Consider the following 18,402-nt stretch of genomic DNA (forward strand, 5'->3'; position numbering starts at 1 on the left):
CGCCGCATTCTCCGCACTTGCACCCATAGTCGGTATTCGGCCACCGATAACCGAACCCCCAGGCTGTAAAAGGTACTTCCGTAACAGGCTGTGTGCATGACATCTTGCGTCCACCACTTGTTTCGTTCGACCCGGCCTGACCACCGGGTCTTCGGAGGACGCATTGATACCCCACATATCCAGCCGACCTCGACGTACCCTCGTGCTGGCCGCCACGCTCGGCGCGGCACTCGCCTTCGGGGCTCCCGCCGCGCTCGCCGGCACCGCCCCCGTCTCGCCGAACGGCTCCTCGGCCCCCGCCCCCGCGGCGGCCCCCAAGGCCGCGGCCCCGACTTCCCAGAGTGCGACCTGGGTTGCCGGTACCCGCGCCTACCTCGTGATCACCGCTCCCGGTGACACCACCGCGGTGCGGAACGCGGTGACCGCCAACAGCGGCACGGTGTTCCAGTACTACGACGCGATCGGCGTGATCGTCGCCCACTCCGCGTCCGCGAACTTCGCCACCACCCTGCGCGGTGTCAGCGGCGTCCAGCAGGTCGGCGCCACCCGCACCTCGGACGTGCCGGCGGACGCCTACAACCCGGCGCTGCCCGCCAACCCGGCGCAGGCCACGACGCCTTCGGGCGAGCCGGTCCGCGCCGACATGACCCAGATCAAGGCCGACCAGGCCTGGGCCGTCACCACCGGCTCCGCCTCCGTCAAGGTCGGCATCCTGGACACCGGTGTGGACGACCAGCACCAGGACCTGGCCCCGAACTTCAACGCGGCGGACTCCGCGTCCTGCGCGTACGGCAAGCCGGACACCCGTACGGGCGCCTGGCGGGACGTCGGCACCCACGGCACGCACGTGGCGGGTACGGTCGCCGCCGCCAAGAACGGCAAGGGCGTCATCGGCGTGGCGCCGGGCGTGAAGATCTCCTCGGTGCGCATCGCCGAGCCGGGCACCTCGCTCTTCTTCGCCGAGAACACCGTCTGCGGCTTCATGTGGGCCGGCGACCACGGCTTCAAGGTCACCAACAACAGCTACTACACGGACCCGTGGCAGTTCAACTGCCCGGACAACGCCGACCAGGCCGCGATCATCGAGGGCGTCAAGCGCGCCCAGGAGTACGCGGAGGGCAAGGGCTCGCTGCAGGTCGCGGCGGCCGGCAACTCCAACGTCGACCTGGCCAACAAGACGACCGACAGCGAGAGCCCGAACGACTCGACGCCGGTCACCCGCACCATCACCAACGCCTGCCTGGACATCCCGACCGAGCTCCCGGGCGTGGTCACGGTCTCGGCGATGGGCACCACCGCGAAGGCCTCGTACTCCAACTACGGTCTGAACGTCGTCGACGTGACGGCCCCCGGCGGCGACACCGTCGGCATCTACAGCACCCAGCCGGGCGGCAAGTACGGCACGATGAGCGGTACGTCGATGGCGTCCCCGCACGTCACCGGTGTGGCGGCCCTGCTGGCCAGCACCAACCCGGGCATCACCCCGGCGCAGCTGCGCGACAAGCTGGCCACCCAGGCCAATGACGTCGCCTGCCCGTCGGACAGCCGCTGCAAGGGCACCACGGCGAAGAACGGCTTCTTCGGCGAGGGCCAGGTCGACGCGCTGAAGGCCGTCGGCAGCACGCCGCCGCCCGGCAAGTACTTCGAGAACACTGGTGACTTCGCCGTCGGCGACAACACCACCGTGGAGAGCCCGATCACCGTCAGCGGTGTCACCGGCAACGCCCCGGCCACCCTCAAGGTGGGCGTGAACATCGTTCACACCTACATCGGTGACCTCAAGGTCGACCTGGTCGCGCCCGACGGCACCGTCTACACCGTGCACAACCGCGCGGGCGGCAGCACCGACAACATCAACCAGGTCTACACCGTCAACGCCTCCTCCGAGGCCGCGAACGGCACCTGGAAGCTGCGGGTCAACGACAACGCCGGCGGCGACACCGGCAAGATCGACTCCTGGAACCTGACCTTCTGATCTGTCCTCCGGAAGTTCTGCCGGCGGAGACGGCCATCGGGGAGCAGTGCAACTGCGCCCCGATGGCCACCGTCGTTTTCCGGGGTCCAGACGTCCGTGAGCACGATGCCCTCGCGGGCCTGCCCCTCAGCCCGCCCGCCGCCCCGTCCGCAGGACGCAGTCGCCGCAGAGCCCGCCCGCGGGCACCTGGTAGTAGAGGCAGCAGCTGCGCCGTACGAAGGCCACCCCGAGCCCCTCCTCGTGGAGGAAGGTGCCGGTGCCCTCCAGCGCTCCGCCGTCGGCCAGCAGGGCGCCCGCCAGCTCCACGGCCGCGCCACCCGGCACCCGGTCGATCAGCACGCGCAGCGCGCCGACGAGCCCAGACGCCGCATTGCCCCGCAGGACCTTCGGGGAGACCCCGAAGCGCTGGCGCAGGCCCTCGTCGAGCACGGCCAGGTTCGCCAGGACGTTCTCCCCGAGCGCCTCGGCCGGCAGGCCGGGGCCCGGCTCGGGCAGCCACAGCTGGAGCGATCCCGCGTCCGGCAGCCGCCACCACACCCGGTCGGCGGCCAGGTCCGGCACCCGGCCCGCCAGGGCCGCGCAGCCGAGCCCCAGCGACCAGAGCCGGGAGGCGATGCCGAACTGCGCGGTCGAGGCGGCCACGCGGCCGGGACCGCTGCCGATGCGCCGGCCCACCTCGGCCACGTACGGCTCCAGCCGCTCCCCGTACAACGCCGAGAGCGGCCGGAAGCCGGGGCCGGGCGGCTGCGTCCCGTACGGAACGGTGAAGAAAGGTCCTACGGCGGCCAGTCGCCGCAGTACGTCGTCCATGACCGGAATGATCTCAAAGCCTCGCGGGGGGCCGTACGGGACCCGGGTGGCGCAGTCGTACCCCTCCCGTGATCCGGCCGTTCGTGGACACACCGCCGACGATCATCTGTTCGACGTCCGGGCGGGCCGTCCGGGCGGCGGATCCGTCCGGGGGATCCGCGCGCGGAGCCTTGCCCGGGACCACCGGACTTCGTCTGCATCCTTGCAGGTCAGACGTGATCGCACGGGGGGCGGAGGCCGCCGGGGCGGCCGTCCGGGGGGCTCGCGTCGTGCGCTTGAAGGGATGTCCGTGGATCAGGATTACGGGCGCTTCGCGGCGGGGACCAAAGTCATCGGAAATCGGTGTCGCGCCATTGCCAAATTGGGGGTTCATGAGAGGACTTTAAGGAGCTACATTGAGCCACTCGCGTTCACCTGACAGCCGGTTGCCTTTCACTCGTGTTTTGCACGGGGGGCGACGTCATGGACGCAGACTGTGCAACCACCCCACCGCCCAGAAGGACCGAAGGCTCCGTGCCCGTACCCGTACACCTCGCGGGCCGCACCGTGCGGCTCGAGCCCCTCGCCCCCCACCACACCGAGGCTCTGGCCGTGGCCGGGGCCGAGGATCGTACGACTTACGCCTTCACTCCCGTGCCCCACGGTGTGCAGGCGTCACACGAGTACATCGAACGTGCCCTCGCCGATCAGGCAGCGGGTCGATCGCTCCCGTTCGCGGTGGTCAGAGCCACCGACGGGCGGGTCGTCGGTTCGACCCGGTTCCTGGAACTCGACTACTGGCAGGGGCCTCTGGTCTGGCCCGCCGTGCCCGGAGTCCCGTTCGGCGATCCGGCGACGGCGATCCCCGATGCCGCCGAGATCGGCAATACCTGGCTGTCCCCGGGCGCCCAGGGGACCGGCATCAACACCGAGGCGAAGCTGCTCATGCTCCGCCATGCCTTCGAGACCTGGGGGGTACGGCGCATCTCGCTGCGCGCCGACGCGCGCAACGGCCGGTCGCGGGCGGCCATGGAACGTCTGGGCTTCACCTGCGAGGGGGTCCGCCGGGCCCATTCGCGGGGGCTGGACGGCGCCGTCCGCAGTACGGCCTTCTACTCGATCCTCGACGAGGAGTGGCCGGCCGTACGGTCGATCATCGAGCTGAGGCTGTCGGCGGGCGCGCAGCGCAAGCGCCGCCGCAAGACCCTGATCCCCGCCTGACCCGTTCCACCGGACGGACAAGCGGAAAAACGGTCCTGCCCTCGCCGCGGCCTCCTCAGCCGAGGAAGGCCGGGGCGAGGGCGGAATCCATGAGCCGGGCGGGGGCGCCGCCCCCGTCGGCGGCCACGGCGTACAGGTCGGCGCCGAAGTCCCCCGGCAGGGCGTAGACGACGGTCCCGTCGTCGCTCCACACGACCTGGTCGTCCACGCTGCGCTCCTCGGCGAGCGGGGTCTCGGCGCCGGAGGCCAGGTCCAGGGCGTACAGCCGCCACGGCACCTCGGCCGGCAGGCCCGGCACGCGCTTCTTGAACACCACCCGGGTCCCGTCCGGTGACAGTGACGGGCACTCGGCGTTCTCGCGCAGGGTCGTCACGGTGCGCTCGCCCAGGTCCCCGCGGACCAGGTGGGTCCGGCCGCCGGTGGCGAGGGTCGCGTAGAAAGTCCGCTCGTCGGCGGCGAAGGTCACTCCCCAGAAGTTGACGTCCGCGCTGCGGTACGGCTTGCCGTCCTTCAGGATCGTGAAGTCCTCCAGCGAGGCGTCGAGCCTGCCGGTGCGCAGGTCGAGCACCGAGGTCCGCGTCGAGAAATTCGTACCGGCGTACGAATCCCCGCCGACGAAGACGGTCCAGGCGGCGAGGTGCCCTCCCGGCGAGACCCGGGCCCGGGTGGGGAGGCCGCCCAGCGGATACGCGGACACCTGCTCCAGGTGTGCGTCCAGTACGACGGCCCGGTAGCCCTCCTGGATCCCGCTCCGGTCCGACTGGAGGCAGATCCCGGTGCCGGCCGCGGCGTGGAAGCGCAGGCAGCTCACCCCGGACGTGGTCCGGGCCCCTTGCGGTGCGTCGGCGGCGACCGTGGCGAGCTCGTCCCGGTGCGGCCCCCAGGCCAGGGTGCGGAACACGATCCGCCGGCCGCCGTCGCCCGGCGCCAGCGAGAGCGCGCCCCGGCTGACGGACGGGCCGCCCGGCCGGGTGTGGTCCTTCTCGGCGGCGCGCGAGGAGGCCCGCACGACGGCGAGTACGCCCACGGCGGCGAGCAGGACCACGGCGGTGGCCAGGATCAGGATCCGGCGCTGGAGCGTCATGGGAGGACTCCGGGGCAGGGTGGGGTTCCGGGGGCGGCGCGGGGGCACCATACCCAGCGGCCCGGACAAGAGCCAGGCACGGGCGGGGGCGGGTCGGTGAACTCCACCGGCCGTACGGGGGCCAGGCAATGGCCTCCCCCAGGGCACCCCAAGAGTAGGAAAAATGCGGAACCCTGACATGCTTGCGTTCATCCTTCGAACGGAAGGACCCAGCAGTCAGACCACCCCGCCCCTCTGGGGCAGCAGCAGCCGGAGAGCCACCGCACATGTCGTACGCACCCGACGGGCAGCAGTACCAGCCGTACCGGCCGGAAGGACGGATCCCGCAGCCGCCCCACGGCGACCAGTACGGCCAGCCGTACGGACAGCAGCCGCAGCCCGGCCGCCCCCAGCAGCCGTACGGGCAGCACGACCGGAACGGGCAGCAGGCCCCGTACGCACCGCAGGAGCAGTACGGCCAGCAGCAGTACGGGCAGCAGGAGCAGTACGGCCAGCAGGGTCACCACGACGGCTCCGAGCCGCCGCGCCGCAAGTCGCGCGGCCGCCGCTGGCTGATAGCGGGCGCCTCCGTGCTCGCGCTCGCCGGCATAGCCGCGCTCGTGCTGAACCACTACGAGATACCCCCGTTCACCGACAAGGGCTCCGCGGTGTCCTTCGGGCAGGCGCCCTCGGGCGGCGGCAAGAAGAACGACGCTCCCCCGCCGAACTCGAAGATGCTCATGCCCACCGGGCCGGCCGCCGAGTTCAAGAACACGATGACCCTCGCCGACGGCACGCACGTGGCCGTCACCACGCTGGACGGCAAGAAGTCCGGCTTCAAGGGCAAGGTCTGGGTCTGGGCCCCCAAGGAGTACAACGACCCGAAGTTCGCCAAGAGCGGCTTCCCGGTCATGATCGCCCTGCCGGGCGGCGCCGGTTACCCCAGCAACTACTGGATGGGCACCGACCTCGGTCTCCAGACCAGCATCAGCAAGTGGTACGCGGAGGGCAAGAGCAAGCCCTTCATCCTGGCCATGCCGGTCCTCAACCCGGGGCCGGACGACAAGGGCGTCTACTGGGACGGCTCCGACATCCCCGGCCAGCCCAAGATGGGCACCTGGCTGACCGAGGACGTCCCGGACCTGATGAAGGCGAACTTCCGCACCGTCAAGTCCCGTGACGGCTGGGCCTTCATGGGCTCCTCCACCGGCGGTTTCGCGGGCCTGAAGGCCGTGCTGAAGCACCCGGACAAGTTCAAGGCCGTGATCGCCTCCGGCCCGGACGTCGTCCCGGACTCCTCGCTGTGGAAGGGCCACGACAAGGAGAAGGCCGAGAACAACCCGGAGCTCCTGGCCAAGCAGCTCATCGACACCAAGGGGCCGGAGGTCTACCTCGCCTTCCAGGTCGGTGACAGCGAGAGCAACAAGAAGACCCTGCCCGACGTGCAGAAGTTCGTCGCCACCTACGGCAACAAGGGCCCCATCCACGCCGAGTTGAAGGTCATCAAGGGCGGGCAGCACAACGCCAAGACCTATGTGCCGAACATGGGCGAGGGACCGGTCCAGTTCATCAGCAAGGTCATGGAAGGGCCCGTCGAGTAACCACCGGCGCTCCCTCACGATCGGGCGACGGCCCGCCGAACACCTTCGGCGGGCCGTCGCCGTTCCATGCCGCCCAGCCCGGATCGCCCGTCACCGCGAACCGCACCCAGGCCGCGTGCATCTCGTCCGCCAGCGCCTGCGGGGTGTCCGGCCCGGCCAGCCAGGCGGCCTCCGGCACCGAGAGCGTGTCGAACACGAAGCCCAGCTCCAGGGCGTGGCAGGCGCCCAGGCCCGGAACCCCCGACGGCCAGCCGAACTCGTACAGGAAGCTCGGCGCCGCCCGCCGCGCGCCGGCGAGCCTGCGCAGCGGGTCGCGCAGCAGCCGGTCGGTGAGCAGCTGTCCGGCGAGCTCGGCCGGACCCGCCGCGGGCAGCGCGGTGCGCAGCGCCCGTACGGCCGCCCGGTCCGCGCCGGCCCGCGCCCGGGCCAGCGCCACGGCGAGCGGGCCGAGGCGGTCCAGCAGCCGCATCCCGCCGGTGGGGGCGAGCCAGAGCCGGTACTCCTCGGTGGTCCAGCCGAGGAGCAGCGGCACCTCGCCGGAGGAGGCCGCGGCGCACAGGGTGTCGAGGGGGTCGGCCGGGACCGTCCCGGGATCGGTGACCAGGCCGAAGGCGGGTCCGGCGATGAGCGGGCCGGATCTGCGCAGGACGGCCGCCTGGGCGGCGAGCAGGTCGGGCAGCGGGGTCGCGGTGAAGGCCGCGGCCGTGGCGTCCACCTTGAGGAGCGAGGCCATCCGCCGGACCATGGCACGGACCCTGGGGCGCGGCAGGACCTCGGGGGCCCCGCTCTGCAGGACGGCCCGGGTGAAGAGCCCGGCCGCGCGCGGGGCGGCGAGGAGGGCTCCGATGCTGATGGCCCCGGCGGATTCACCGAAGACGGTGACCCGGTCGGGGTCCCCGCCGAAGGCCGCGATGTTGTCGCGGACCCATGCGAGGGCGGCGATCTGGTCCAGCAGGCCGCGGTTGGCGGGGGCGTCGGGGAAGAGCCCGTAACCGAGGACGCCGAGGCGGAAGTTGCAGGAGACGAGCACGACGCCGTCGCGGGCGAAGGCGGAGCCGTCGTACACGGGGACGGCCGAGGAGCCCCGCGTGTGCGCCCCGCCGTGGATCCACACCATGACGGGCAGCCGGGCGCCGGGGGCCGGGTCGGGGGTCCACACGTTCAGGTTCAGGCAGTCGTCCCCGGGGATCGCCGGGTCGGGCAGCAGGGCCGCGAAGGTGTCCGGGTAGGGCACTTTGGGCGCGGTCGGCCCGTAGTGGGCGCAGTCCCGTACGCCGTCCCAGGCGGCCGGGGGCGCGGGCGCCGCGAAGCGGAGGGCGCCGACGGGCGGGGCGGCGTAGGGGATGCCCAGGAAGACGGCGGTCCCCCCGGGCCCGGTCCGGCCCTCGACCAGGCCCGCGGCCGTCCTGGCCCGCGGCCGGCCGCGGGCGCCTGTGGCGCCGTCTGCGCTCATCTCGTCCTCCCGCGATGCCGGGGTGCCGGTCGCACCGTCGCACGGTCGCACAGCCGTCCAACGGGTGACAAGGCGTGACCGGGTCCCGGCCCGGCCCGGTTGGACGGGCATGCGATTCCTGCGTATCCACCATGCCGTGCCCGTCGCCGTGCTGCTCGCGGGCGCCACACTCGCCGCCGGGCCGGCCCTGGCCGCCGGGCCGGACTTCCAGTACGTCGGCCAGGACGACCGGGTCCACGGCCTCACCGCGCCGAGGGGGTGCGTGGCGGCCGAGGGCGGCGGAGCCCGGGCGGTCACCAACGGGACCGGGCACTCGGCCACCCTCTACGAGGGCCCCGGGTGCTCGGGCCGGGTTCTGCGGGTCCTGCGGCCCGGGGAGGTCGGCCAGGTGCGGCCGTATTTCGCCTCCGTCCGGTTTTCCGTCACCGGGTAGGCGCACGGGCCGTGACCCCTTGGCCTCCCCCGCGTTGTATGCCATGTCAAATGCCACAGAGCCTGTGGCGCCCCACATATCTCATGAGGAGATCTTGATGTCGCGTATCGCGAAGGCATTCGCCATCACCGCTGTCACCGGCAGCGCCGTGGTCGCCGGTGCGGGTCTGGCAGTCGCCGATGCCGGAGCGCACGGTGCGGCGGTCGGCTCCCCCGGTGTCCTGTCGGGCAACCTGCTCCAGGTTCCGGTGCACGTCCCGGTCAACGTCTGCGGCAACACCGTGAACGTGATCGCCCTGCTAAACCCGGCGTTCGGCAACACCTGCGTCAACGCCTCCGGCGGCGGCGACCACCACACCGAGGGTGGCGACTACGGTCACTGATCGGCTGACCGCTGATCGGCTGACCGCTGATCCGCTGATCCGCTGATCGACGGAAGGGCCCCCGCCACCCGGCGGGGGCCCTCTCCCGTGTCCGCCCCGTGCGCACGGGCCGTTCGGGTGCGGGTCATTCGTAGCGGTACAGGCCCTGGTGGCCGGACATCTCGCGCGGGGTGACGTTCCACGGCGGCATCGGCTCGTCGAGGGCGATCACCCGGCCGCGCTGGAGGTCGCCGACGGCGAGCGGGGCGGCGGGCAGGTAGCCGGAGCCGGGGTGCCTCTGCTGCCAGCGGTCCCAGATCAGGTCGACGAAGGCGTGGTGCAGCCAGAACGCCGGGTCGTTGGGGGCCGTTCCGCCCGTCATGTGGCCGCCGATCCACTGGTGGACCTTGTTGTGGTTGCGCCAGCGCTCGCTCCTGGGGGCCGACCAGCCCTCCAGCTTGTTGCGGAAGCCGCCCGCGGTGGCCGTGGAGTCCCAGGGCGGGACGTCGTAGGTCGGGTCGTCGATCGCCCACCGGAGTTCGGCCTCGGTGGGAAGGGCGATCGGGTTCTGCGGCCGGCCGAGGTTGCGGGTGAGGAACGCGGACTCGGTGATGCCCACGGTCACCGTCCAGTTGCCCGTGTCGTAGGCGAACGGCCCGGTCATCACCTTGCGGTCGCTCGCCCGGCCGGTGCCGCCGAGGAAGTCGTCGGCCCAGAGGGAGGACACCGGGCTGGCGTCGGCGGTCCAGTCCCAGTACGGGACGCTCACGGCCGGGTCGATCGCCTGCAACTGCCGCTCGAACTCCAGCAGATAGCGCCTGTGCCAGGGGAAGAACGACGGGGACATGTGTCCGACGCGCAGTTTGCGGGCGCGGTCGGGCACGAAGTACTTGTCGTGGGTGCGCACCAGGGCGTCGTAGGCTCCGCTGCGCTTGAGCTCCAGCACCGCCGCGGTGAACCGCTTCTTCTGGGCGCTGGTGAGGTTCTTCTGGTTCTGCCGGACGTGCAACGCGGGGGTCCTCCCGTTCCCGTGGGTCAGTCAGCCGTGGTGCGGGGCCGCGAGGGCGAGCTGGGCGGTGCCCAGCTCGTCGACGGCGGCCCGGGCCAGTTCCAGTGGCGTGGCATAGGACTGGAAGTGGTTGATCCCGCTGAGGTAGCTGCCGTCGGCCCGGCGCATGACGTGCAGCGGGCGGCCGTCGATCCGGACCCCGGCGACGTCGACGGCGATGTGCCGACCGCGGTACGTCTCCTCCTCGGCCAGCGGAGCCGGGGTGAGGGTCTGCCGGGGGCGCCGGGCGCGCAGTACGGGGGTCAGGGCGGCGGCCGTACCGGCGAGCACGGCCGCGGTGAAGGCCGTACGGAGAACCGCGCGGCGGGTCAGTGGTGCGGCGGGCGATGCTGCGGACATACGGTCTCCCTCGCTCGGTGGCCGGCGGCTACGGGTCTAACGCCGCGCGGCGGGCGAGGTCACCCGTGGGCGCCGCGGAGCTGCTTGTAGAAGAGGGTCGTGGGGTGGAGGCGGCCCGCGGGGTCGGTGGCGAAGTCGGGGATGGTGCCGGCCTCCGTCCAGCCCGCGGAGCGGTAGACGCGCTCGGCTCCGCTGCCGGTCTCGGTGTCCAGGAACAGCAGCAGCACCCCGGCTCGGGCGGCTGCCGCCTCGGCCTCGGCGAGCAGGGCCCGGGCGGTGCCACGGCCGCGGGCGGCCGGGTGGACCATGAGTTTGCGCAGCTCGGCGCGGTGGCGGCCGTTCGCCTTGGTCTCCCGGTACCAGCTGACGGTGCCGTCGATGCGGCCGTCGCCGCCGGTGCGGGAGACCCACAGCGCGAGGGAACCGTCCTCGACGGCGGGCAGCAGGGAGTCCCACCAGGCGGCGGCGCCCCGGTCGTCGAGCCCGGCGAGGAAGCCGAGCGACGAGCCGCCGTCGACCACGGCGAGCAGCAGAGCGGCGAGTTCGTCGCGGTGGGCGCGGAGTCCGTCGGCGCGGAGCGCGGTGATGGTGGCCGTCATGGGGCGAGGATAAGGACCGTCCCACCCCCCGCCGGAGGCGGGGCGGCACGTCCCGGGAGGCTGTGCCCGGGCCGGGACCGGGAGGCGGAGGGGGCCGGAGCCTCCTCCCGGACCGGGAGGAGGCCGTACCGGACATGCCGTCCTACGGGGCCGGGAGTTCCACGAAGTCCGCCACCAGGCCCCGGTGGTGGCCCGCCGTGCCGAGGGCCAGGGCGTCGGCCTTGGCCCGCTTGAGGTAGAGGTGGGCCGGGTGTTCCCAGGTCATGCCGATGCCGCCGTGCAGCTGTACGCACTCCTCGGCGGCGCGGACGGCCACGCCCGAGCAGTAGGCCTGGGCCACGGCGACCGTCAGCGGGGCGTCGGGGGCCGCCGTGGCCAGGGCGTCGGCCGCGGCTCTCGCCGCCGCGCGGGCGGAGGCCACGTCGAGCCAGAGCCGGGCGAGGCGGTGCTTGAGCGCCTGGAAGGAGCCGACGGGGCGGTTGAACTGGTGGCGTCCCCGGACGTGGCCGACGGTCTCGGTCAGGCACCACTCGGCGAGCCCGAGCTGCTCGGAGGCGAGCAGGCCGGCCCCGGAGAGCAGGGCTCCGGCGACGGCCGCCCGGGCCGTACCGGCGTCGGCGAGGAGGGTGCCCTCGGCCGCTTCCAGGGTGACGGTGGCGAGGGGGCGGGTCAGGTCCAGCGGGACCCGCGGGGTCAGCCGGGCCGAGGCGGCCGGGACGGCGTACAGCCCGGTGTCGGCCAGGACCAGCAGGACGTCGGCGGCCACCGCGTCCGCCACGGAGGTGACCGTGCCGGTCAGGACGCCGCCGCCGTGGTCCCGGACGGGGGCCGGGAGGGGCGCGCCCGGGGCGAGGGTCAGCGGCACGGCGGGGATGCACACCGTGCTGCCCGAGGCCAGCTCCCGCAGCAGCGGGGCGGCTTCCGCGGTGTCGCAGCCGAGCAGGATCTCCGTGGCGAGCACGGCGCTCGTCAGGTACGGGACGGGGGCCACGGCCCGGCCCAGCTCCTCCAGGACCACGGCCGCCTCACGGTGGCTCGCGCCCTGCCCGCCGAGTTTCTCGGGTACGAGGAGGCCGGCCGTGCCGATCCCGGCGGCGAGGGTGTGCCAGAGCGCCGGGTCGTGCGGCCGGCCGGTCTCGGCCCGGTCGAGGACGCTCTTGGCGTCGCAGCGGTCGGTGAGGAGCGCGCGTACGGCGGAGCGCAGTTCCTCCTCGGTCCCGGAGTAGAGCAGGTCGGTGGGCGCGGCCGCGGTGGTCATCGGTTGAGGTCCTTCCAGGCGAGGTCCTTGTCGTCGCGCGGTTCGGGGGGCAGGCCGAGGACGCGTTCGGCGACGATGTTGAGGAGGATTTCGCTGGTGCCGCCCTCGATGCTGTTGCCCTTGGCGCGCAGGTAGCGGTAGCCGGCCTCGCGGCCGGTGAAGTCGACGCCCTCGGGCCGGCGCATGGTCCAGTCGTCGTACAGGAGGCCCTCCTCCCCGAGGAGTTCGACCTCCAGCCCGCTGATCTCCTGGTTGAGCCGGGCGAAGGTGAGCTTCATGCCCGATCCCTCGGGGCCGGGCTGTCCGGCGACGAGCTGCTGGCGCAGCCGTTCCCCGGTGAGGCGGGCGACCTCGGCCTCGACCCACAGTTCCAGCAGCCGCTGGTGGAGGGCGTGGGTGCGCAGCTCGGGACGTTCGCGCCAGGCCGCGGCGGCGGGGGCGATCATGCCGCCCTCGCGCGGGATGCGCATGCCGCCGATGGAGACCCGCTCGTTCATCAGGGTGGTGCGGGCGACCGCCCAGCCCTCGCCGACGGCGCCGAGGCGCTGGGCGTCGGGGACGCGGACGCCGGTGAGGAACACCTCGTTGAACTCGGCCTCTCCGGTGATCTGGCGCAGCGGCCGGACCTCGACGCCCGGGGCGTGCATGTCGCAGAGGAAGTAGGTGATGCCCTGGTGCTTGGGAAGCGCGGGGTCGGTGCGGGCGATCAGGATGGCCCAGCGGGCGGTGTGGGCGCTGGAGGTCCACACCTTCTGGCCGTCCACGATCCAGTCGCCGGAGCCGCCCTCGCGGACCGCGCGGGTGCCGAGCGCGGCGAGGTCGGATCCGGCGCCGGGCTCGCTGAAGAGCTGGCACCAGACCTCCTCGCCGAGCCACAGGGGGCGCAGGAAGCGCTGCTTCTGCTCCTCGGTGCCGTAGGCGAGGATCGTGGGCGCGGCCATGCCGAGGCCGATGCCGATCCGGCGCGGGTCGTTGTCGGGTGCGCCGGCGGCCTCCAGTTCGGTGTCGACGACGCTCTGGAGGGAGCGGGGCGCGCCGAGTCCGCCGAGGCCCTCGGGGTAGTGGACCCAGGCGAGTCCGGCGTCGAAGCGGGCGCGCAGGAAGTCGGCGCGGTCGGTGTCGGCGGGCGGGTGGGCGGCGAGCAGGTCCCGTACGCGTGTGAGCAGGTGTTCGGCGGTGATCACGGTCATCGGGACACACCCGGCTGCCGGGGCATGGCGAGGACGATCCGGCCGGTGGTGGTCCCCTCGGCGAGGCGCTGCACGGCGTCGGCGACGGCAGGGAGTGCGATGAGTTCGCTGATGAGGGGCTTGATGGCGCCTTCGCCGGCGAGGCGGGTGAGTTCGGTGTGGCAGGCCAGGACGGCGGCCGGGTCCTTGGTCGCGTAGAGGCCCCAGTGGAGGCCGAGGATCGAGTAGTTCTTGACCAGGGCGTGGTTGAGGGCGGGGGCGGGGACGGTGCCGCTCGCGAAGCCGACGACGACGATCCGGCCCTCGAAGGCCACGCATTTGGCGGAGGCCGTGTACGAGTCGCCGCCGACGGGGTCGTAGACCACGTCGGCTCCGCGCCCGGCGGTGAACTCCTTCACCCGGGAGACGACGTCCTCGGCCGTCCGGTCGATGACCAGGTCGCAGCCGAGTTCCTCGGCGGTTCGCGCCTTGTCCTTGCCTCCGACGACGCCGATGACGGTGGCCCCGGCGGCCTTGCCGAGCTGGACGGCGGCGCTGCCGACCCCGCCGGCGGCGGCGTGCACGAGCAGGGTCTCGCCCGGCTGGAGGCGCGCCCGGCGGTGCAGGCCGAACCAGCCGGTCTGGTAACCGATGTGCAGGGCGGCGGCCTGGGCGTCGTTCAGGCTCTCGGGGGCCGGGAGCAGAGCCCGTTCGGACGCGATCACGTACTCGGCGAAGCCGCCGTGGGGCAGGCTCGGGGTGGCGATGACGCGGCGGCCGTCTTCGGTGAGGCCGCAGACCTCGACGCCGGGGGTGAAGGGCAGCGGCGGGCGGATCTGGTACTGGCCGCGGACGAGCAGCGCGTCGGGGAAGTTGAGGTTCGCGGCGAGCACTTGCAGCCGCACCTCGCCCTCGCCCGGGACCGGTTCGGGAATCTCTTCGAGGCGCAGGGCCTCTCGGGGTTCGCCGGGGGTATGTACTCGCCATGCCTGCATCCGGGGCCTCCAGCCGCCGTCGATGAACCACGCTCCGCGGGCATACTAAGCGGTCGCTTGCCCTCTTGTGAACCGTCGGTCGGGGTGGAGAACCGTCCGGTCCGGATCAACACGCGCCATTCAGGCCACTTGCGCCTCAAGATCAGGCAACATGTGGCGTGCACGTGTCATGACTCAACGGGGAACAGCACCTGTCCAGGGGGGACCACCACATGAGAAGAAGCATGTCCGCGGCCGGAGCCGCCGTCGTTCTGGCCGGCCTGATCACCGCGGCCGGCCCGGCCGCGGCGGCGGGCACGACGGCCTCCTGCGCCCCCGGGATCGAGATCCTCCCGGGACTGCCGGGATCGACGGGCTCCACCGCGGTGGGCTTCGGCACCGGCGGGATCGTGGTCGGCGACAGCGCCGGTCTGCCCGTCTACTGGACCGGCGTCGAGCACACGGTCCACGCCGTCCCGCTGCCCGCCGGCTTCGACCGGGGCAGCGTCAAGGCGGTCAGCGCCAAGGGCCTGATGGTGGGCACGGCCACCCGCGCCTCGGACCAGGCCATGGTCGCCTTCACCCACCAGCGGGGCTCCGCGGCCTCCGAGCCGCTCACCGCCCCGGGCAAGGAGGGGCTCTTCGCCGATGTCGACGTCAACGAGTCGGGGCGGGTCGTCTTCGCCGACGGGGGCGTCGCCAAGGAGTGGGTGAACGGGAAGGTCGTGCGTGAACTGCCCGTCCCGGCCGACGCGATCGCCGGCAGCAAGGTCACCTCGCTGAACGGCGTCAACAAGCGCGGTGACATCCTCGGCACGGTCTCCGGCTCCTACTTCGACGCCGAGAACGACATCATGGTCACCAAGACCTTCCCGGTGGTCTGGCCCGCCGGCGGCGGCTACCCGCCCTACAGCCTCCAGGTGTGGAACGGCTACCACTCCTCGTTCGTGACGACCGGCCGGGACATCGACGACCGCGGCCGGGTGGTGGGCCTGGAGGACTACTACTACCGCAACGACCCGAAGCTGACCCCGGCCGTCTGGAAGAAGCCGTACGACGCCCTGCCCGCCGACCCGGGCCGGGCCAAGGGCTACCACGACCTGGAGCTCTCCGGCAGCAGCCCGACCACGAACGTGGCCGTCGGCACGGCCACCAACTTCGAGGAGAGCTGGCCCAGTTCCTTCCAGGCCGTCTACTGGCCCGGCAAGGGGGAGCCGCTGGTGCTGCCCTTCCCCGCCGGAACCCCGGGCGTGCCGCTGAGCCGGGCCTTCGCGGCCACCGACGACGACCGTGTCGGCGGCATGATCACCGACCGGGAGACGCGGGACAGCAAAGCCGTGGTCTGGACCTGCGCGAGCAAGCAGGCGTACGCCCCGCAGGGCTGACCGCCGGGCTGACTGCCGGGCGGTTCCGGAGCGCGGTCCCGAGTCGGTCCTGTCAGAGGGATGGCGATCTCGGCGCCCGCGCGCTATCGATGCCCCATGACGGACGAGATCCCGCGCGGGCTGCCCGCTCCCCCGGCGCTCGGCGCCGTCGCCCTGCCCCCCGGCACCTACGAGGGGCAGGTGGTCCTCGTGACCGGCGGCGGCACCGGGCTGGGCAAGGCCATCGCCACCGAGTTCGCCCGGCTCGGCGCCGACCTGGTGATCGCGAGCCGGCGCGCCGAGCAGCTCAAGGCGGCGCGGGAGGAGCTGGCGGCCGTCCCCGGCGCGGGCCGGGTGACGGCCGCCGTCTGCGACATCAGGGATCCCGAGCGGGTCGCCGACGTCTTCGACGCGGCTCAGGCGGCCTTCGGGCTGCCGGACGTGCTGGTCAACAACGCGGCCGCGAACTTCCCCTCCCCGGCCGAGGACCTCTCCCCCCGTGCCTGGCGGGCGGTGGTCGACATCACCCTGACGGGTACCTGGTTCATGACCCGCGAGTTCGGCCGCCGCCACCTCGCCGCGGGTACCCCCGGCTCGATCGTCAACATCGGCGCCTCCTACGCCTGGACGGGCGGACCCGGCTTCGCCCACAGCGCCGCCGCCAAGGCCGGGGTGAAGAACCTGGTGGAGACGCTCGCGGTCGAGTGGGGCCCGTACGGCATCCAGATCAACGGGCTCGTGCCCGGGCTGTTCCCGCACGCCGACATGAGCGAGGACATCCGGGGCGGGCTGGAGCGAGCCGCGCCCGGCACGAAGGACGCCCGGCAGCCGGCCCTGCGGGTCGGCGCACCGCGCGAACTGGGCTGGGCCGCCACCTTCCTGGCCTCCCCGTACGCCCGGTTCGTCACCGGGCACACGCTGGTGGTGGACGGGGCGAACTGGCAGCGCCGCTCGGTGGTCAACCCCGAGGTGGTCCCGGTCCGCACCCAGCTGGGGCGCGGCCCCTTCACCGCCTCCTCCTGACGCCCCCTGAACGCCCGTTGTCAGTGGGTGGTGCGAGGATCGGGGCATGTCTCTCGCCGACCTGACCCTCGACCGCTGGCGCTCCTTCGACCGGGCCGCCGCCGAACGCGTCGCCCACGAGGCCGCGGCGCAGGTGGGCGGCCGCGTGGTGCTGCTCGACGCCGTCGGCCACCTCGGCGGACCGCTGCACCGGGTACGCGTCGAGCGCGAGGGGCGGGAGTTCGCCCTCGTCCCCGGCGGGACGGTTCGGCTGGGGTTCGACCTGGACGCCTGGGAGCCGACGCCCGCCCAGGCCGCCGACTACGCGGAGAGCGCGGACGAGGGGTACGGGTACGGGCACCCCGACCTGAAGTCCTATCTCGCCGACGTGCTCAGTCCGCCGCGCACGGCCACGCTGGCCACCGTGCTCATGGCCGTGGAGGACGAGCACCTGACCGGGTCCGCGGCCGACCTGCCGGCCGCGCTCGCGGCGCGCGGACTGCGGATACCCGGCGCCGACGAGTGGGAGCACGCGTGCGGGGCCGGGGCGGACACCCTGTTCCGGTGGGGGAACGAGTGCCCCCTGGACGAGCCGTCGTACGGGAGCGGCGGCCCGCGCCACGAACCGAACGCCTTCGGGCTGCACATCGCCTACGACAGCTACCGCACGGAGCTCAGCGGCGACCCGACAGCGGTGCACGGCGGGGACGGCGGCGAGGCCGTCTGCGGCGGGTACGGCACCCTGCTCGGCTGGCTGCCGCTGGCCACCGCCAACCGCAACCCGTACGCGGCCGAGTTCGCGTACGGACCGGACGGCGCGGGCATGTACGAGGCGTTCTCGACCCGGCCCGTGCTCAGCCTCCGCTGAAGCGCGGGGGCCGGCGGGCCGCCTTGGCGGAGTAGCCCTCCCGGCAGTCCTCCGAGGTGAGGGTGAGGGCCGCGGTCATCGCCACCCGGTCGAGCGCCGCGGGCAGGGCCGCATCGGCATACCCGTCGATCGCCCGCTTGATGCCCTGGACGGCGAGCGGCGCGTTGGCGGCGATCTCCCGCGCCACGGAGCGCGAGGCGGCCTCCAGCTCGCCGCCGGGGACGACCAGTTGCACCAGATGGAGCCGCTGCGCCGTCGCGGCGTCGATGCGCCGGCCCGTCAGGGCCAGGTACTTGGCCCAGCCCGCACCCGCCTCGCGGGCGATGCGCAGGTCGCCGCCCGCGTCCACCGCCACGCCCAGCCCGGCTTCCGGCAGGGCGAAGACGGCGTCCTCGGCCGCCACCCGGACATCCGCCATCAGCGCCAGCTCGAAGCCGAAGCCGAGGCAGTAGCCCTGGACCGCGGCCACCACCGGCTGCGGGAGGCGGGCCAGGACCGCGAACCGCTCGTGCACCCAGCGGATGCCCTCGTAGTAGTTGCGGGTGCGCTCGGCCGGGGAGCCGCCCGTGACAGCGCCGCCCGGGGCGCTCACGTCGATGCCCGCGCAGAAGGCCCGGCCCTCGGCCCGCAGCAGCACCGCCCGTACGGACGCGTCGAAGCGGATCCGGTCCGCGAGCAGGCCGAGCTGGCGGGTGGACTCCCAGCTCCAGCCGTTGAGTTTGTCCGGGCGGCACAGGGTGAGGACGGCCAGGCCGTCCGCGACCTCCAGCCGGATCCGCTCCTCACCCTCCGCGATCTCCGTGGAAATGGTGTCGATCACCGTGTCCCGCACCCCCGGCCCGCTGGCTGACGACCGTCGAACTG

General features: G+C 73.1%; 18 protein-coding genes. 8 read left to right on the forward strand and 10 right to left on the reverse strand.

Annotated features, from left to right (window positions below; all coding sequences use genetic code 11):
- The first annotated feature begins 202 nt into the window (after positions 1-202).
- Complete coding sequence (locus Sspor_RS04320) at positions 203-1,975, forward strand: S8 family peptidase (RefSeq protein ID WP_202197830.1); 1,773 nt, start codon at positions 203-205, stop codon at positions 1,973-1,975.
- Positions 1,976-2,101: 126 nt separating this feature from the next.
- Here Sspor_RS04320 and Sspor_RS04325 read toward each other — a convergent pair whose 3' ends face one another.
- The gene (locus Sspor_RS04325; RefSeq protein ID WP_202197831.1) at positions 2,102-2,785 is read right to left on the reverse strand and encodes a (2Fe-2S)-binding protein; all 684 of its coding nucleotides are present in this window, start codon (positions 2,783-2,785) and stop codon (positions 2,102-2,104) included.
- 513 nt (positions 2,786-3,298) lie between these two features.
- On the opposite strand from Sspor_RS04325, the gene Sspor_RS04330 reads away from it, so the two are divergent.
- A complete protein-coding gene (locus Sspor_RS04330; RefSeq protein WP_150261243.1) occupies positions 3,299-3,985 on the forward strand; it encodes a GNAT family N-acetyltransferase in 687 nt (228 codons plus the stop codon).
- A 55-nt stretch (positions 3,986-4,040) separates the two neighbouring features.
- Here Sspor_RS04330 and Sspor_RS04335 read toward each other — a convergent pair whose 3' ends face one another.
- Positions 4,041-5,069 carry a TolB family protein gene (locus tag Sspor_RS04335; RefSeq protein WP_202197832.1) on the reverse strand — a complete coding sequence of 343 codons (1,029 nt, stop codon included), beginning with the start codon at positions 5,067-5,069 and terminating at the stop codon, positions 4,041-4,043.
- 266 nt (positions 5,070-5,335) lie between these two features.
- Between Sspor_RS04335 and Sspor_RS04340 the strand changes: the two genes are divergently transcribed.
- A complete protein-coding gene (locus tag Sspor_RS04340; RefSeq protein WP_202197833.1) occupies positions 5,336-6,649 on the forward strand; it encodes an alpha/beta hydrolase in 1,314 nt (437 codons plus the stop codon).
- Here Sspor_RS04340 and Sspor_RS04345 read toward each other — a convergent pair.
- Positions 6,627-8,102 (reverse strand): carboxylesterase/lipase family protein, encoded by a 1,476-nt coding sequence (locus Sspor_RS04345; RefSeq protein WP_202197834.1) that lies wholly within the window; start codon positions 8,100-8,102, stop codon positions 6,627-6,629. The two genes, Sspor_RS04340 and Sspor_RS04345, sit on opposite strands and share 23 nt — an antisense overlap.
- Positions 8,103-8,211: 109 nt before the next feature.
- Between Sspor_RS04345 and Sspor_RS04350 the strand changes: the two genes are divergently transcribed.
- Positions 8,212-8,535, forward strand: a complete 324-nt coding sequence (locus Sspor_RS04350) for a hypothetical protein (RefSeq protein WP_202197835.1) — start codon at positions 8,212-8,214, stop codon at positions 8,533-8,535.
- Between the two features lie 97 nt (positions 8,536-8,632).
- Positions 8,633-8,917: a chaplin gene (locus Sspor_RS04355; RefSeq protein WP_052872877.1), complete on the forward strand. Its 285-nt coding sequence runs from the start codon at positions 8,633-8,635 to the stop codon at positions 8,915-8,917.
- A 124-nt stretch (positions 8,918-9,041) separates the two neighbouring features.
- Here Sspor_RS04355 and Sspor_RS04360 read toward each other — a convergent pair whose 3' ends face one another.
- From Sspor_RS04360 to Sspor_RS04385, 6 genes are all read right to left on the reverse strand, one after another.
- Positions 9,042-9,905, reverse strand: a complete 864-nt coding sequence (locus Sspor_RS04360; protein ID WP_202197836.1) for a tyrosinase family protein — start codon at positions 9,903-9,905, stop codon at positions 9,042-9,044.
- Positions 9,906-9,935: 30 nt separating this feature from the next.
- Positions 9,936-10,304: a tyrosinase family oxidase copper chaperone gene (locus Sspor_RS04365; protein WP_202197837.1), complete on the reverse strand. Its 369-nt coding sequence runs from the start codon at positions 10,302-10,304 to the stop codon at positions 9,936-9,938.
- A 59-nt stretch (positions 10,305-10,363) separates the two neighbouring features.
- Positions 10,364-10,903: a GNAT family N-acetyltransferase gene (locus tag Sspor_RS04370; protein WP_202197838.1), complete on the reverse strand. Its 540-nt coding sequence runs from the start codon at positions 10,901-10,903 to the stop codon at positions 10,364-10,366.
- Positions 10,904-11,045: 142 nt separating this feature from the next.
- On the reverse strand, positions 11,046-12,161 hold the full coding sequence (locus tag Sspor_RS04375; RefSeq protein ID WP_202197839.1) for an acyl-CoA dehydrogenase family protein: 1,116 nt from the start codon (positions 12,159-12,161) through the stop codon (positions 11,046-11,048).
- On the reverse strand, positions 12,158-13,351 hold the full coding sequence (locus Sspor_RS04380; protein ID WP_202197840.1) for an acyl-CoA dehydrogenase family protein: 1,194 nt from the start codon (positions 13,349-13,351) through the stop codon (positions 12,158-12,160). Before Sspor_RS04380 ends, Sspor_RS04375 begins: the two co-directional genes overlap by 4 nt.
- A complete protein-coding gene (locus Sspor_RS04385; RefSeq protein WP_202197841.1) occupies positions 13,348-14,325 on the reverse strand; it encodes an NADPH:quinone oxidoreductase family protein in 978 nt (325 codons plus the stop codon). Before Sspor_RS04385 ends, Sspor_RS04380 begins: the two co-directional genes overlap by 4 nt.
- A 212-nt stretch (positions 14,326-14,537) precedes the next feature.
- On the opposite strand from Sspor_RS04385, the gene Sspor_RS04390 reads away from it, so the two are divergent.
- From Sspor_RS04390 to Sspor_RS04400, 3 genes are all read left to right on the forward strand, one after another.
- A complete protein-coding gene (locus Sspor_RS04390; RefSeq protein WP_202197842.1) occupies positions 14,538-15,689 on the forward strand; it encodes a hypothetical protein in 1,152 nt (383 codons plus the stop codon).
- Positions 15,690-15,785: 96 nt separating this feature from the next.
- Entirely contained in the window at positions 15,786-16,691 is a 906-nt protein-coding gene (locus Sspor_RS04395; RefSeq protein WP_202197843.1) for an SDR family oxidoreductase, read from the forward strand.
- Positions 16,692-16,737: 46 nt separating this feature from the next.
- The gene (locus Sspor_RS04400; protein WP_202197844.1) at positions 16,738-17,538 is read left to right on the forward strand and encodes a hypothetical protein; all 801 of its coding nucleotides are present in this window, start codon (positions 16,738-16,740) and stop codon (positions 17,536-17,538) included.
- On the opposite strand, the gene Sspor_RS04405 is transcribed toward Sspor_RS04400, so the two are convergent.
- Complete coding sequence (locus tag Sspor_RS04405; protein WP_202197845.1) at positions 17,525-18,358, reverse strand: enoyl-CoA hydratase/isomerase family protein; 834 nt, start codon at positions 18,356-18,358, stop codon at positions 17,525-17,527. The genes Sspor_RS04400 and Sspor_RS04405 overlap by 14 nt on opposite strands.
- Between the last annotated feature and the right edge of the window lie 44 nt (positions 18,359-18,402).

The organism is Streptomyces spororaveus, assembly GCF_016755875.1.
GTDB classification, from domain to species: Bacteria; Actinomycetota; Actinomycetes; order Streptomycetales; family Streptomycetaceae; genus Streptomyces; species Streptomyces spororaveus.

What these genes read in the sequence shown, in the direction of transcription:
- Sspor_RS04335 (WP_202197832.1), bottom strand. Translation starts at nt 5,069, where the DNA reads ATGACGCTCCAGCGCCGGATCCTGATCCTGGCCACCGCCGTGGTCCTG.
- Sspor_RS04350 (WP_202197835.1), top strand. Translation starts at nt 8,212, where the DNA reads ATGCGATTCCTGCGTATCCACCATGCCGTGCCCGTCGCCGTGCTGCTC.
- Sspor_RS04340 (WP_202197833.1), top strand. Translation starts at nt 5,336, where the DNA reads ATGTCGTACGCACCCGACGGGCAGCAGTACCAGCCGTACCGGCCGGAA.
- Sspor_RS04400 (WP_202197844.1), top strand. Translation starts at nt 16,738, where the DNA reads ATGTCTCTCGCCGACCTGACCCTCGACCGCTGGCGCTCCTTCGACCGG.
- Sspor_RS04325 (WP_202197831.1), bottom strand. Translation starts at nt 2,785, where the DNA reads ATGGACGACGTACTGCGGCGACTGGCCGCCGTAGGACCTTTCTTCACC.
- Sspor_RS04390 (WP_202197842.1), top strand. Translation starts at nt 14,538, where the DNA reads ATGAGAAGAAGCATGTCCGCGGCCGGAGCCGCCGTCGTTCTGGCCGGC.
- Sspor_RS04365 (WP_202197837.1), bottom strand. Translation starts at nt 10,304, where the DNA reads ATGTCCGCAGCATCGCCCGCCGCACCACTGACCCGCCGCGCGGTTCTC.
- Sspor_RS04375 (WP_202197839.1), bottom strand. Translation starts at nt 12,161, where the DNA reads ATGACCACCGCGGCCGCGCCCACCGACCTGCTCTACTCCGGGACCGAG.
- Sspor_RS04370 (WP_202197838.1), bottom strand. Translation starts at nt 10,903, where the DNA reads ATGACGGCCACCATCACCGCGCTCCGCGCCGACGGACTCCGCGCCCAC.
- Sspor_RS04380 (WP_202197840.1), bottom strand. Translation starts at nt 13,351, where the DNA reads ATGACCGTGATCACCGCCGAACACCTGCTCACACGCGTACGGGACCTG.
- Sspor_RS04355 (WP_052872877.1), top strand. Translation starts at nt 8,633, where the DNA reads ATGTCGCGTATCGCGAAGGCATTCGCCATCACCGCTGTCACCGGCAGC.
- Sspor_RS04345 (WP_202197834.1), bottom strand. Translation starts at nt 8,102, where the DNA reads ATGAGCGCAGACGGCGCCACAGGCGCCCGCGGCCGGCCGCGGGCCAGG.
- Sspor_RS04395 (WP_202197843.1), top strand. Translation starts at nt 15,786, where the DNA reads ATGACGGACGAGATCCCGCGCGGGCTGCCCGCTCCCCCGGCGCTCGGC.
- Sspor_RS04385 (WP_202197841.1), bottom strand. Translation starts at nt 14,325, where the DNA reads ATGCAGGCATGGCGAGTACATACCCCCGGCGAACCCCGAGAGGCCCTG.